Annotated in this window: 15 protein-coding genes; 5 read left to right on the plus strand and 10 right to left on the minus strand. The window is 57.8% G+C overall.

Annotation, left to right across the window (positions count from 1 at the left end; genetic code table 11):
* Positions 1-212 precede the first annotated feature (212 nt).
* Positions 213-839, plus strand: coding sequence for a hypothetical protein (locus WCA10_RS25805; protein WP_472825427.1), 627 nt, complete (start codon positions 213-215; stop codon positions 837-839).
* A 69-nt stretch (positions 840-908) separates the two neighbouring features.
* On the opposite strand, the gene WCA10_RS25810 is transcribed toward WCA10_RS25805, so the two are convergent.
* From WCA10_RS25810 to WCA10_RS25830, 5 genes are all read right to left on the minus strand, one after another.
* The gene (locus tag WCA10_RS25810; protein ID WP_472825428.1) at positions 909-1,829 is read right to left on the minus strand and encodes a YeiH family protein; all 921 of its coding nucleotides are present in this window, start codon (positions 1,827-1,829) and stop codon (positions 909-911) included.
* Between the two features lie 74 nt (positions 1,830-1,903).
* Entirely contained in the window at positions 1,904-2,824 is a 921-nt protein-coding gene (locus tag WCA10_RS25815) for a selenium metabolism-associated LysR family transcriptional regulator (RefSeq protein WP_472825429.1), read from the minus strand.
* Positions 2,825-2,870: 46 nt separating this feature from the next.
* Positions 2,871-3,281, minus strand: coding sequence for an OsmC family protein (locus WCA10_RS25820; RefSeq protein ID WP_472825430.1), 411 nt, complete (start codon positions 3,279-3,281; stop codon positions 2,871-2,873).
* Positions 3,282-3,346: 65 nt separating this feature from the next.
* Entirely contained in the window at positions 3,347-4,240 is an 894-nt protein-coding gene (locus WCA10_RS25825) for a sigma-70 family RNA polymerase sigma factor (protein ID WP_472825431.1), read from the minus strand.
* A gap of 90 nt (positions 4,241-4,330) precedes the next feature.
* Entirely contained in the window at positions 4,331-4,552 is a 222-nt protein-coding gene (locus tag WCA10_RS25830) for a hypothetical protein (protein WP_472825432.1), read from the minus strand.
* A gap of 194 nt (positions 4,553-4,746) precedes the next feature.
* Between WCA10_RS25830 and WCA10_RS25835 the strand changes: the two genes are divergently transcribed.
* From WCA10_RS25835 to WCA10_RS25850, 4 genes are all read left to right on the plus strand, one after another.
* The gene (locus WCA10_RS25835; RefSeq protein WP_472825433.1) at positions 4,747-5,163 is read left to right on the plus strand and encodes a hypothetical protein; all 417 of its coding nucleotides are present in this window, start codon (positions 4,747-4,749) and stop codon (positions 5,161-5,163) included.
* A 111-nt stretch (positions 5,164-5,274) separates the two neighbouring features.
* Positions 5,275-5,535, plus strand: a complete 261-nt coding sequence (locus WCA10_RS25840) for a hypothetical protein (RefSeq protein WP_472825434.1) — start codon at positions 5,275-5,277, stop codon at positions 5,533-5,535.
* Positions 5,532-6,143, plus strand: a complete 612-nt coding sequence (locus tag WCA10_RS25845) for a YfiR family protein (RefSeq protein WP_472825435.1) — start codon at positions 5,532-5,534, stop codon at positions 6,141-6,143. The genes WCA10_RS25840 and WCA10_RS25845 overlap by 4 nt, the downstream gene beginning before the upstream one ends.
* Positions 6,140-7,600: a sensor histidine kinase gene (locus WCA10_RS25850; protein ID WP_472825436.1), complete on the plus strand. Its 1,461-nt coding sequence runs from the start codon at positions 6,140-6,142 to the stop codon at positions 7,598-7,600. The genes WCA10_RS25845 and WCA10_RS25850 overlap by 4 nt, the downstream gene beginning before the upstream one ends.
* A 10-nt stretch (positions 7,601-7,610) precedes the next feature.
* On the opposite strand, the gene WCA10_RS25855 is transcribed toward WCA10_RS25850, so the two are convergent.
* The 5 genes from WCA10_RS25855 to WCA10_RS25875 form a co-directional block, all read right to left on the minus strand.
* The gene (locus WCA10_RS25855) at positions 7,611-8,552 is read right to left on the minus strand and encodes a glycosyltransferase family 2 protein (RefSeq protein WP_472825437.1); all 942 of its coding nucleotides are present in this window, start codon (positions 8,550-8,552) and stop codon (positions 7,611-7,613) included.
* A gap of 83 nt (positions 8,553-8,635) precedes the next feature.
* Positions 8,636-10,366 carry a glycosyltransferase gene (locus WCA10_RS25860; RefSeq protein ID WP_472825438.1) on the minus strand — a complete coding sequence of 577 codons (1,731 nt, stop codon included), beginning with the start codon at positions 10,364-10,366 and terminating at the stop codon, positions 8,636-8,638.
* 5 nt (positions 10,367-10,371) lie between these two features.
* The gene (locus WCA10_RS25865; RefSeq protein WP_472825439.1) at positions 10,372-11,652 is read right to left on the minus strand and encodes an O-antigen polymerase; all 1,281 of its coding nucleotides are present in this window, start codon (positions 11,650-11,652) and stop codon (positions 10,372-10,374) included.
* Complete coding sequence (locus WCA10_RS25870) at positions 11,649-12,644, minus strand: glycosyltransferase family 2 protein (protein ID WP_472825440.1); 996 nt, start codon at positions 12,642-12,644, stop codon at positions 11,649-11,651. Before WCA10_RS25870 ends, WCA10_RS25865 begins: the two co-directional genes overlap by 4 nt.
* 3 nt (positions 12,645-12,647) lie before the next feature.
* Positions 12,648-14,009 (minus strand): hypothetical protein, encoded by a 1,362-nt coding sequence (locus tag WCA10_RS25875; RefSeq protein WP_472825441.1) that lies wholly within the window; start codon positions 14,007-14,009, stop codon positions 12,648-12,650.
* Positions 14,010-14,098: the final 89 nt, after the last annotated feature.

The raw sequence follows: 14,098 nt of genomic DNA on the forward strand, positions 1-14,098 counted from the left end.
CACCACCGCAGAATCATAATGCCCGGTGTCATCGCCGGGCATTTCCATGTCGGCGTACACGCGCCACATTACAGCAACTGTTAACCACACAGGGTGTTCACAGAAACATGCAATACTCCCATTGGCAGATCGAGGGTCCCGGCAGTACGATTGCGGCCTGAAGTCTCGCGGGCGATGTCGCCACTCACGAAAGGAGCCTTCGCAAGATGAACATGAATAAGCTTCAATTCGCAGCACTGATCGGATGTGCTGCTTTTATGCTGCTCTCTGCGCCGCGCATATACGCGGCAACTCCCGCACCTCAACCTCCGGGTTTCGGCCAGGACCGCGACGACTGGCAAAGACCGCCGGATGCCTGGAACGATGTTCAACGGCGCGGATTCCACGACGGAATGGAAGGAGCTCGCAAAGACTTCGATAACCACCGGCGCCCGGACGTCAATAATCGTGACGAATATCGCAATCCCGATGTGCCCGGCGGGTTGCGCAAAGCCTATCGCGAGGGCTTTCGGCGTGGGTACAACGTGGCCATGTCGCACATCATGAACGGACCGCCCATGCAACCGCCCATGCAAATGCGCGCACCGGTTCGCGCCTGGGATGCTCCTCCTGATGAATTCGACGCTCTGCGCCGCCAGGGATTCCAGGATGGCATTACTGGCGCCAATAGGGATTTCGAGAACCATCGTCGGCCGGACGTGAACAATCGCGATGAATATCGTCATCCTCACCTCCCGCCGGACCAGCGAGAAACTTACCGAGAGGGATTCCGACGCGGATATCAGGTTGGCATGGATCACCTGATGGGCGGTCACGATCATGACCGCGATCACCGTTGATGAGCACCTGCCTTGAATAAAAATGCCCGGCGCATTCAAACGCCGGGCATTTCACTTTTCCGCGACGAATCAGAGATGAATCCAGCCCGCGCGAATCAAAGCAAGCGAGCCGGTCGCAACCACCACCCACAACATGATTCCTTGCAGCAGCGGCCGGGCGCCCACTTCGCGCAGAGTCCGCTTCGAGATTCCTGTGCCGATCAGAAACAGCGTGACCGTCAGCCCAAGAATCCCGAGATGCCGCAGAACCGGATAGGCATTCTGGAACACGGGCACGTAGGTGTTCGCGACGGAAGCCAGGCAAAAGAAGAGAATGAACCACGGCCATTGAATCTTCGCCTTCTTCTTCTCAATCAGCGCCGTTCCCACCGACATCGGCACGATCCATAAAGCCCGAGCCAGCTTCACCGTCGTGCCGACCGCAAGCGCGACGACGCCATATTTTGCCGCGGCGCCAACCACTGAACTCGTGTCGTGGATCGCGAGCGCCGACCAAAGTCCGAACTGTGTCTGCGTCAGATGCAGCGCTGCGCCGATTGCCGGAAACGCAAGAAGAGCGACCGAGTTCAGCGCAAATACAGTTCCAAGCGAAACCGCGATCTCTTCGTCAGTGGCATGAGTTACAGGCGCAACGGCCGCAATCGCGCTTCCACCGCAGATCGCTGTACCAGCCGAAATGAGGAACGAAACCCTGCTCTTCACCGCAAGCAGCTTGCCCAACCCCCATCCCAGCAGCATCGCGAACGTGATACCAGCTGCGGTGTAGATCAGCCCGCTCCGTCCAACGCGCAGCACCTGCTGCAGATTCATTCCGAATCCGAGTCCTACCACCGACACCTGCAGCAGCAACCTTGAAAGCTTCCTTGCATCGAGATGATACGGATGCTCAAACGTGAAACCGTACGTTAGGCCGGCAACCAGAGCCAAAGGCGGCGACAAAAGGCCGCTCGCCGCAACAATCAATCCACCAAAAAAGAGATTCTTCGACACACATCAAGCTTCACGGATGCAAGACCCCGTGTCCAAGCAGAACTTCTCATCTCTCATTTGCGCTGCTTATTGAGTCACGCGCCGCGCATCATCGCCGCACGATCGATGACAAAACGCCGGAACTCCTGCACCAGACCCTGGGGCTCGGGACCGGCCGCGTAGATCATCAGGAAATCGCGTTGAACACGCAATCCCTCGACGGCGACAATTCTGAAGCTTACGCCGGCTCGCAAATCCTTGGCGATCGCCCACTTCGAAATGAACCCCGCACCAAGGCCAGCTTCCACGGCAGACTTGATAGCCTCGGTCGAGTCAAGTTCCATCGCAAATGTCAGCGAAGCCGGCTTCAGGCGGTGACGTTCCAAGGCCATCTCCAGTACATGCCGCGTACCCGAACCGCGCTCCCGCATGAGCAGAGGAACTTTCTTCAATTCCTCCACCGGAATCCGCGCTTGCTCAGCCCATTCATGAGCGGCCGGCACGATCAATACCAATTCGTCCACGAGAAACGGCTCAGATTTCACATCCCGGCTTCGCGATGGCCCCTCGATGAAACCGAGGCCGATCTCGTGCTGCGCGACTGCCTCGACAATGCGCTCGGTATTTCCGCTGATGAGGGAAGGCTGCACGCGCGGATGCCCCGCGAGAAACTCGCCCAGCATGCGCGGCAAAACATATTGTGCAATTGTGGTAGAAGCGCCGAGTGCCAGTTGCCCCGCAAGCTCTCCGCCCATAGCGGCGATTGCATGCTCGGCCTGTTGCAGAAGCACACTCACCCGCTCGGCATGATCCAACAGAACCTTACCTGCAGCCGTAAGCGCAACCCGCGAGCCGGTCCGATCGAAGAGCTGCACGCCAAGGTCTTCTTCGAGCGCCTTGATCTGGAGGCTCACCGCAGGCTGTGTCAAATACAACTCTTCCGCCGCCTTGCGAAAGCTCAACTGCTGCGCGACAGCTCGGAACACAACTATCCGCGCATTCTCAAGATGGGCCATGGCGGTATTAGAACACCGCAACCGCGCTCTGCATCGCCAAGCCGGCTTACGGCAGGGAAGGCTCGCCGACCGCCAACTCGATTTCGACGCTCGGCGCGGACAACAGCGTGTTGTGAATCAGACAATGGTGCACCGAGCACCGCAATCCTTCTGTCTGCTCCGCGCTCAGCTCGGCTGGGCATGTGACATGAATGCGAAAATTTCCTAGCCGCGCCGGCTGCATCAGCTTTTCTGCTGTCACAGTGACTTCCACGCCGCGATCTTCCAGCTTGCGTGTGCGCAGATATTGCACCGCATAGAACTCCGCGCACGAACCGAGCGAAGCCAGCATCAACTCCGGCGGAGTCATTCCTGCATCTTCGCCGCCGTTTTCTGTCGGCTGATCGCTGATCACCGAGTGTGAACGTGCCTCAATACTGAACTTGAATTTATCGATCTGTTTGACTTTGACTTCCATAGAAACCCTCGCCCTTCACTGGATGAAAGACACGAACACAGCGGTTCGTTACAGAGTTTCTATGCCTATTTCGCGACCGGCGCAGTGATCAACCGCACGTACTCGCGCGTAAGCACTGTCCGAAGCCGTTTCGCCACTGCCGGATCGCATTGCACATCCACCCTCCGGCAGCGATCGATTGCACCGCGTAAGTCATGTAGAAATGCCACGCAGGCTGGACAGCCTTCAATGTGCCGTTCCATCTCCTCGCATGTCGTCGGCTCAACGCGACCATCCAAATACTCTGAGAGCCGCGCAAACAGGTCACGGCACGCCGCAGGCCGTTTCCCGGCAGTCTTGGTGTGCCCTCCGTTCTTCCCAATCGCTTTCAGCGGAGCACTCCGCTCGGCGACAACGCTTCTCATTTCCTTGCGCGCTGCCAGGCGCGCCCGATGCAGCCTGACACGCACTGTCCCCGGCTGCAACCCTAGAACCTGCGCGACCTCTTCGGTCGTCAGCTCCTCCATGTCGTGCAGGACCAGCACCAGGCGAAGTGCAACGGGAATTCGCAAGACGGCCTGTTGCAGCATTCCCTCCTGCTCGGCTTGGACTGCGCTTCCTTCGGGGGATAGCGACGTATCCTTCAGGAGCATGGCAAGCTCGGCATCGTCTGGCATCAGTTCATCGAGCGACACGTGCCGCCCCCCACCATTGGCAGGCTTGCGCCGCATGCGCCAGCACCGGTTGCGCGTCACGGTGTAGAGCCACACGGAAAGCGCCCGCGGATCCTGAATTTTGGCAAGGTGCTTCAACGACCGAAACAGCACCTCCTGCATGGTGTCTTCGGCGTCTTCCTGGTGGCCGCAGACTTTCATGCTGAACGAATACACAGTGTTCTGCAGCAGGCCGATCGCCTCATCCACGGCTTCTGGGGAGTCGCGGCGCAGCAGGTCGATTGCCTTCGTCAGTTCAGGTCGCATCGCACGTCAGATTGTCTCTGTAGTCAGTATATTGGTGCGCGCCACATTCACTCGCTGCCCACGAGAATGTGGGCCGACGTTGGGAATTCATCACCGGTCTTTGCGATAGAGCAAGTCCCGGATCACTTTGCGCCGCTCCGCGTTCACTTCACTCAGCGCTTTGCGCTCCTCGGCGCTCAGGTGCCGATTGTCCGCTTGCTCTTCGGCTTCCGGCGCGCTGCACTCGGGACAGCGATTCGCAAATCCCGGTTTATCAGGCCGCAACTCGAACTCTTCCCCGCAGACCACGCAGGTTTTGATCGGGAAACTCATCGGCTTTATTTTATCGAAGGCGGGATTTGAAATGCCGCGTCCGATTTCGCATTTTCGACGTTAAAAGAGTGACGATCTCTACACGCAGCGCCTGAAGGCGGCTGGTTGAGGCGGCTTGATTTCTCTCTAATTCCTTTGACCGGACTTCCTTTCGTGGTTATCCTGAGTGCTCACCTCGACCTCTGGAGGGTCTAATGCAGGCGAGTCATCCAAAAGTGTTGATTCTGGACGATGACCCGATGCACCTTGAAATCTATAGCTTACTGATGAAACAGGCTGGCTATGATACTCTGCCTACCCTGGTTCGGTTTGTTGGAACCAAGATTCCGCGCGGAGAGTGGATCGGGCTCGTTCTGCTCGACTACCGCCTCAACTCCACGAAAACCTCGCCGGAATTTGCCACCGAGATTCGAACCCTCTACCCCACGGTTCCGATCATCGTTCTCTCCGATCTTTGGTCGCTGCCTACCGATATTGCCCCGCTCGTCAACGGCTTCGTGCGGAAAGGCGAACCTGCCAAATTGCTTGAGACTGTTTCGCAATTCTTTGCTGCGCCTCCCGATAGCACGACGGTGGCCGCGAGGCCCGCTGGCCCGCCAACACTTGAATAATCTGTAGCTTCCTGCCGGCGCAGCCTGAACATCGGGGCAACCAATTTGCGGTCGTTCACCTCTAAATCAAAATCTTCTGCTTCCCCTCATCGGAAGACTTGTGTAAGCCTCATGTTTTCTGCGCGCCTTTCATTGCTGCTTTTTCTGCTGCATGCGGGCCTGACGCTACCCGCATCGCCGCAAACCCAGCCTCGCGCCGAGAAGCTTAAATCGCTGACTTTGCAGCAACTTGGCGAAGTGACGAATATCCCCGACGCCCTTCGCTTCGTCCCGGGAGTCAACGTCGTCCGCGTCAACGGCTCACGAAACTGGGCGGTCGGCATCCCTGGTTTCGGCGATCCGTTCTCGTCGTCGTCAACGGCAAGAAGATGAAGCAGACCCCGCCAACCGAGCGATCACCACGACGGCGCCTCAACTGTGCGCGTGTCATCCGAGGGTTTGCAACCCCGCTGTTCGTCGCTGGCGTAGTGATCACAACGTCGATCGGCCAGACATCCAAGCCCAACGAATACGACGTCAAGGCAGCTTATCTTCTTAATTTCGGGAAATTCGTCCGCAAGGCCGGCGGACAAACACGGCGCACGTCTTTCGACATCTGCCTGCTGGGGCATGACCCAATGGGCCAGACCATCGACGACCTCGCTGCGAACCAAGCCATCGACAATCAACCCGTACATGTTCGCCGCATTCCCGATGCTACCCAGACCAAAGGCTGCACAATTCTCTTCATAAGTGCCGACGAAAACGACCATCTGCGCGAAGACCTGGCTATCCTGTCCTCATCCGACGTACTCACCGTAAGCGACGCTTCGGATTTTCTTGACCGCGGCGGCATGATCCAGTTCCTTCTCATCCAAAATCAAGTGCGTTTCGCAGTGAATCTCAACGCGGTCAATCGTGCTCATCTCGTTCTGAGTTCGGAACTGTTGCGAGTTGCATCATCGGTAATCGGCAAGCCGCCTGCGGATGACCTGCCATGAGGATCTGGAGCAGCCAGTCCATCTCAGACAAGTTCATGCGTATGACGATGCTGGTAAGCGGAGTCGCGCTGCTGCTGGCTTACGTCTCATTCCTTGTCTACGACCTCTACAGTCTTCGGCAGGAGCTGATAAGCTCCATGGCAACTGAAGCGAACATTGTGGGCGCCAACAGTGTTACGGCACTGTTGTTCGATGACAAGCAGGCCGCTGAAAGCACTCTCTTGGCGCTACGCAACGCACCACAGGTCCGCTCCGCCTTGATTCTTCGTCCCGATGGCAGCGAGTTTGCGCGCTATCTGCGCAGCGCTTCGATCCCGTTCGAACTGACAAACCGTCTTGCGCCTGATGAAACGCAGCGTTACTGGACAAAAGGGCGCTACATTCTACTGGGAAGCAGAATCCGGTTTCAGGGTGGACAGGTGGGAACAGTCTATCTGGTCGCCGAAACCGGCGACGTGGCACGGCGCGCTGAACGCTTCGGACTGATCTCGGCCGGCATGCTGATCATATGCTTTGCCATTGCCCTATTCGCGACGTCGGCATTTCGGCATCTGGTAACCGACCCTCTCACGGGGCTGGCAGAGACCGCACAAATCGTCACGCGCAAACGGGACTACTCCGTACGTGCCAAGATTCCTCCCAACAGCGACGATCTTTCATTCCTCGTTCAATCCTTCAACGAAATGCTTGAACAGATCCAGGCGCGCGATCGTGCCCTTGAAGCAACTCGAAGCGATCTTGAACGACGAGTGGAAGAACGCACGGCGGAGCTTTCCGCAACCAACAAGGAGCTCGAGGCGTTCTCCTACTCCGTTGCCCATGATCTGCGTGGCCCGCTGCAGCATATCAACAACATTGGATTTCTGCTGCAGAATTCTTCTGAAGGACTGAATGAGGAAGGACGAATGCTGGTCGACCGGCTGCATGAAGGCGCGCGGCGTATGTCCGGCCTCATTGAAGATCTGCTCAATCTGTCGCGCGCGTCGAGCCACCCGCTCCATCGCACACTTATCGACCTCAGCCATATCGCCGAGGTAACTGCCGGCCGCCTGCAGGCTGACAACTGTGGCCGCCAGGTTTGCTTCATCGCCGCCAAAGGGGCGCACATCTTTGCAGACGACGGCCTCATGCAGGTCGTTCTCGACAACCTGCTTGGAAATGCGTGGAAATACACTTCGAAAATGGAATCTGCGGAGATTGAGTTCGGCTACACCGAGGAAGAGTTTGGAACCGTCTACTTTGTGCGCGACAACGGAGCGGGCTACAACCCCCGCTATGCCGACCGGCTCTTCCGGCCGTTCCAACGACTCCACTCGCAGAGCGAATTCACCGGTACCGGCGTAGGACTTGCAACTGCCTACCGGATCATTTCCCGCCACGGCGGAAAGATCTGGGCCCAGGGAAACGTAGATCAGGGAGCGACATTCTTCTTCACCGTGCCGGATACCGAAACATGACACCGGAGATTTAACGGCTCCAGTATTGGCGGTTCAGCCCCAGGTGATACTTCAGGCGCGGCGCGATCCTGCTCTCGCGCCGGCCAATCTTATACCCAAGATACTTGGCAGCGGTACGCATAAGTGCCGACGGCACCTGGTGAGGGGCGCGCTTCAGCAGGTGCTTCAACTCGGAGGCAACAAAGCGTCGACCTTCGCCGGAAGCACTGCCAAACTGTTCGATAAGCCAACTCGCGCGCGCGTGCAGAACGCCGATATCGAAGTACCTCCGGAATTCCTCGGCGATGGAATAGGCGTGGGAGTGGCGCACCATCGCATCGGCCACATAGGCGGTCTTCCACCCGGCGCGATGCAGGCACGCCACGACCAACGTATCTTCGCCAAAGACGACGTCCGGCGAAAATCCGCCGACGCTCATGAGCGCGCTACGCCGGTACGCTCCGAATGCATTCGAGAAGAAGATTGACTTGAATCCATGCGTCCGGCGGCTCTCCCATGTGCGCACGCCGGAGGCCGGCGGATAGCTGAAGTGCCGTGCATGTGCTTCAATCGGCCCAGCCATCTCTCGTGGAAGCTGCCGTCCATACGCCGCGCCAATCTCCGCATCCTCAAAGGAACGGACGAGGTTTGCAAATGCATCCGCGCCAAAGGGCGCGGCATCCTGGGTCAGGTAGATAAGGATATCTGCGTCTTCAGCAAGTTCGGCGCCAAACTGCCTTGTCCCGCCATGATTGAAATCCCTGGATGGAATCTCGACAACTGTAAATCCATCGCGCCTCGCCAGGTCCTGCGTACCGTCGGAAGAAGCCGAGTCAATCACGATGACCTGGTTCGGCACCAGACTTTGCGCTCGGACTCCCGCAGACAATGCCGGCCAGTAACGTGCCGCATTGAACGTGGGAATGATGAGCGCGAAGTCGCCGCGCACGGCAACCTCACTTGATTGGTTCACGAAGTGACTCTTTCTTGCAGCGTTCGAAATCAGGAATTCACGCTGGATTGCTGCGGATAAGTGCTTGCCATTCCTAACGGGCGTTAGCGTTCTGGCTGTTTGCCGAGCAAAGGTCGCGACGGCATCGGTAATGAGCGGAAGGAGTAACCAAGGTGCGCGAGAATCAGCTCGATCCGCGTGCGGACCATTTGCAGCCGGGATTTCGCGTGGCTCGCATTGTTGCCGTGACGCCTGTAGAACAGAAGGTCTTCATCGATGAACACGAAGTTTCCGCCCAACAGATCGTTCCGCGTTCCGATCCACGCATCGTGCAAAAACGACTTGCGCGCCGGGAATGGCACCACCCGCCCCAGGAGTGACGCGCGCAGCGCCATCGCAGAGCCCTGGTAGTGATTGGTGAGGAGATTCCGCCAAAATCCATGGGAAAACCGGCCATGCCGGTTAATCCGGGAATCGGGCATTGGCCGATCGCTTTCGTCCATCATCCGCACCCGGCTCTGCACGATCCCCACATCCTGCCGGTTCTCAAACGCGTCGAGAAAACGTCGCACCTTCGTCGGGGCCCACACGTCGTCGTCATCGCTCAGGAACAGAATGTCACCGGATGCCAGGCGCAGTGCATCTTCGAAAGTCGCGACTACTCCGGCATTGCGCTCGTGTTTGAAAAGTCGAATACGCGGGTCGCCGATCTGCGCAATTCGCGCGAGTGTGTCGTCCGTCGACCGATCGTCGACAATGACGACCTCATCCGCCGGCCCCAGCTGCGCAAGGATCGATCGCAGTTGCGGCTCGACGAAAGCGCCGCCATTGTAGGCCGCCATGCACGCTGACACTTTCAGCTCAGAGTTAGGTGCCCTTTTCGTTTGCTCGTTGGCCGCAAACTTATCGGTGGACAACATCCATTCAGCGATGCGCTTCTGCCGCGATGTGAATAGGCGGCGGACCAATGCCTGCACCGTGATCCGCCGCAGTTCCGCGGAATCCTTCCGCCACCACTGCTTCACGAGGCGAAGCGCCAGCCGCAATGTTCGTTCCCATCCCGCACCGCGGTTCATGCGCAGATCCCAGAACGCTGTTTCGGCAAGCAGGGCATTGCGGTAACGCTCCGGGCTCATTCTTCGCTGCATATCTTTCATCGAAAACTCATGCTCGACCTGGATGTCACCCGCCACGTAAACGCGTTTGCCATGCTCCTGTAGCTTGCTGAAGATCATCGCATCGCTGTTGTCGAGCCAGAAGCGTGGATCATATCCGCCAACTTGTTTGAGAGCTGCAGTGCTCAGCATCGCACCCGAGTTAAAGGCAAACACCGGCTCGCCGGGCACTCCGACAAAGCCCGGCCGGTACCACCGCGGGATTACGCCAAACTGAAAATGATTTGGAGAAAGCTGTCTTCCGCCTGCCGCGATCTGCGGCACAATCGCGCCAACTCCCGCATAGCGCGAACTCTCGCGAGCCGCCGCCGCCATTTTTACCCAAAAATCTCGCGGCACCGCAGTATCTTGATCAAGTGTCAGCAGCCAGGCCGAACCCTGCTCCTCCGCCCATGCGAGCGCACGGTTATAGGCCGTTGCCAATCCAGAATTGCTTTCATCCGCGAAGTAATACACGCCTTCCGGCAGATTGGGAGCTGCATCGGGCGCCGGACTGTTGTCCCAAAGCACCACGCCCACATCGCCCCTGGCGCTGCCTATCTCCTCGCGTGCGGCCAACACGCTTTGAAACGCCGGCGACTCCGCGGCATTCATGCGATAGAGCACAATCACTGCCGTGACCTTGAGTCGACTCGACTCCGGCCCGAATGCTGGATGCACTCTTCTCACTTGGGCACCATGCCTTTTTGCTGCGTGTCGTCCCAGTGGAAGCACTCGCGCTGCACCACGCTCTGAATTGCAAACTCCAGAATCGTTGAAAGGGGCGTAAACATGTCGCTGAAGAAGATGAACGAAAGGCAGCCAAGGAAGACGCCGGCCACGAGAATGTTCTTCGGAAGGGAGCGCTCCATCAGCCAACCGCATCCAACGCCCAGCAAAAGGTTCGCGAGATAAATACCGAGGTATGAAAAATCGAGAGCGTACGCAGCGAGATAGGTGCTGGCGCCATCGATGATGCTCAGATCATTGTGAATATATGCGTGCGGATTGGCAGGCGTCAGAAACGAGGGCAACAGCGGATAGAGGAAAGAGAGCGTCGGTCCGTGAAAACTGCCCTTCGCAAACAGCCAGCACAGGTTTGAAAGCGGAATTGAAATGTAGGACGTGAGCCACAGATATGCCATCGGCCAGTCAAAATACTTGTGCCGGATCTGGAGATACTCCAGAAATACGCCTTGCGCAGTGCGCGCATTCCCAATCAGCGTGATCGCGACGATCGCGAGGGCGAGACAGCCGGCCGCGATCGAATAGAGTTTTTTTCTGTTCATCCGGGTTTTCAGAGCGAAGACGAAGAGCATTTGCAGGAGCGCGACCATGAGAAGTCCGCGCGTAATGTACAGCGCCATGCCTGCAATGCCGAACATGGCAAACAGTACTTTGCGCCAGCGTGAGGCGTCGAGCATGGAGTTGACGGTGATCACGACCAGAAGCGGGAACAGGACCTGCTTGAATCGGCCATATGAGAGATACGAGGCAGGGTCGCCGAGCGCGGGCGGAGGACCAGACAATATCCAGTTGCCCCCAATCAGCAAGAGCGAAGCCACGCAGAACAGCAGATTTATCTGCCAAAGTCGCGTCACATTGAGCGTGTAAGCTAGCGTCTGCGAACGCGTCGGCCAGTGGTGCAGCAGGGTTCGCGCCACGAGGTATCCAAGCAGAAACGAGCCCAGCGAAAGCGCAAAGAGCAAAACCGGCATTCCCATTGACGGATACGAAACATAGGTGATCTGAAAGCTGAGCGACACCAGCATAAGCACCCAGTTCAGCAGGAAGATGACGAGCGGATTGCAGAAAAGCGGAAGCTCGCTCCGGCCCATCAGGAGGCCGTGCACAAATCTGTGCTTGGTCAATCTCTCCGTCAGTTTCGGCCACAGTGCAGCAGGCGAAAGTGAGACTTCGGCAGGCTGCACCGCGCTGAGATTTGTACCGCGGAGAGGGGCGTTCATGACAACTCCCGGCCCAGACGAAAATCGGCGCACATAGATCCGAGACCCCGAGCGTAATGTGCGTAGCCTGGCAACTGACCGACCATCTGTATCGTTCGGAGACCAAGGCTGGGCGAAAGGTTCGATTGCGTTCTCAGGAACGCAATCTTTTCGCGTATCTTTCCGATCAAAACATCATGTTCATTCCAACCCTCCGTCAGCACACGGTGCAGCAGGTCTTCAAACTGGCGGGCAACACGGCTGTAGAATTGTCGCCGGGTCTCAGGCCGGGTCCTCATGGCTTGCGCGCTCGGCGTGTCGTTGACGCCGAGTTGCTGGCCGCTGTGAATGCGGTAATCGGTGAGTGGCTCGGGAATTAAGGTCAAACGGGAGTGCAGCGCAATCATCCATGCCAGCCATCCGTCGTGCACCCAGGTGGCGGGGATCGGTGAGCAATAACGCCGGATGGACGCGCGAAACATCAGGGTGGCTCCAGTCACGATATCGTGCTTCAGAAGTGTTGCCGTGGGGCAGCCGATAAAGCTTCGCTGTTTTGCTGCGGTGAACTTGTGCCTTGCGAAGAGCCGCATTCCGATAGGCCGCCCATCGCCATCGATCAGGTTGGCGTCAGAGAATGCTCCGCCAAGAAATGGATCCGCAGTCATCGCATCCAAAAGCCGTTTCAGCTTGGTCGGCGCCCAGCGGTCATCCTGATCGCACAACGCAATAAAGTCGCCGCGCGCCAGGCCGATTGCCTGATCGAAATTGCGTGTGGATCCCAGCCGTTGACGGTTCAAAATGAGCTTGACCGCAAACGGAGCAGATGCCTGGAACCGCTTCAGAATTGAGAGCGTATCGTCGGTCGATTGATCGTCACAAACTATGAGTTCAGACGGCAACTCCGACTGCAATGCAATGCTCTCGAGTTGTTCCCCGAGATATCGTGCGCCGTTGAATGTGCACATTGCCACCGAGATGCGCGACGCGGATGTGGCTTGGGCCTTTGGGATCACAGATTAAGTCTCCATGTGCGCCCATTGGCGTCGTTTTGTCTTGAAGATTGCCGTCGCTGAAATCACTCCGGCCAAGCCAAGCACCACGAAATAGGCAAGCGAAACACCCAGCGCTCCCGAGGTCTTCGCGAATATAACAACACTCCCCGCAGTGCAAAGTGCAGTCACTATGGACTGCACCAGAAATGGCTCGCATTTGTGCGCTCTCAGATAAATCGCCTCGCTCTGCACCACATGGCTACTTAACGCCGTCAGCAGAAGCAGGAGGAAGATTGGCCAGTCCTCAATGCGTTGACTGATCTTCGGCATGATGTTCGGCGCTGCCACTACACCCAACAGCACGAGCACAGCGCCGCCTGCAAAGAGCGAGATCGACTGCCGCAACGACCGAAAGAACATGCGGTCCAGCTCAGGAGTTTCCTTTTTCGCGATCAGGCTGCCGAACGGCGCGGCTTTTGTGGTCATCCATGCCAGCATCATGGCGCTCATCTGCACCACGATACTCATGGAGAGGCCCATCTTGCCCGCCTCCACCGGCCCGCGAAACGCGAACAGCACAGGCGTGAACAACTGAAAGATGAAGTAGTCGCAGAGCCAGCTCACGGCAATCTTCCACTGGAAGGGCCACACCTCGCGCCGCCAGTTGATTCCCATGTGGGCGACCTGCATGCGCAGCAACGGGACGAGCAGCCTGCGGCGCGAATACAGCATAAAGCTTGCCACGGTTCCCTGTCCCAGCAGAACCATCGCCGGTGAAAAGAGCCCGTGGTGGCTCAGCAACGCGGTCCACGCAGCGGTCACGCTGATCAGTGACTGAAAGAAGCGCATGCGGGCCACTTGCGCCACTTGGCCGCATCCCTCGAGAAACGAGAGCACTGGGCCGATGGAGAATGTGATGGCGCAGGCAAGCACTGTAATCCGCAGCGGAACAACCCACATCTGTGGCGCCTGCGACTCCTGGTGCAGAGAAAAGAAGCGCATCCCACCCACCAGCAACACAATGCCCATGACGACCGCCGCGCTTGTGTACCAGCGCACCGCGCGTTGCAGCAGAGACGCAAGCCGGAAGTGGGCAGCTTCGTTTCCTGTGATGCGGCCATCGGCGTGAAACTCCAGGAGCGCCCTTTCATGCGCAGCCACCTGCAGAATCACAAATGAGAATCCCAGCTCGAACACGCTCTGCAGCGCCACCAGGCTCCACAAGGCATAGTAATAACCCTGCTGAGCAGCGGAGAGAAAATGCACAATCAGCAGCACGCTTCCTACGCTTCCCAGGCCCTGCACCACACGCCCGAGCACTGTAAATGCTATCGCCCGGTCGAGGCCGATGGAGTGTGGCAACTTGTAGCGTAGAAAGTCACGCATCGCCAGCCAGACACTTCCTGTGGGCCGCGGCGATTTCGTTGTCTCAGTCAGCATAAGTTTCGGATCGGGATCGGATGGTTGATGATGCG

This window comes from Occallatibacter sp., assembly GCF_049582745.1.
Lineage (GTDB): Bacteria > Acidobacteriota > Terriglobia > Terriglobales > Acidobacteriaceae > Telmatobacter.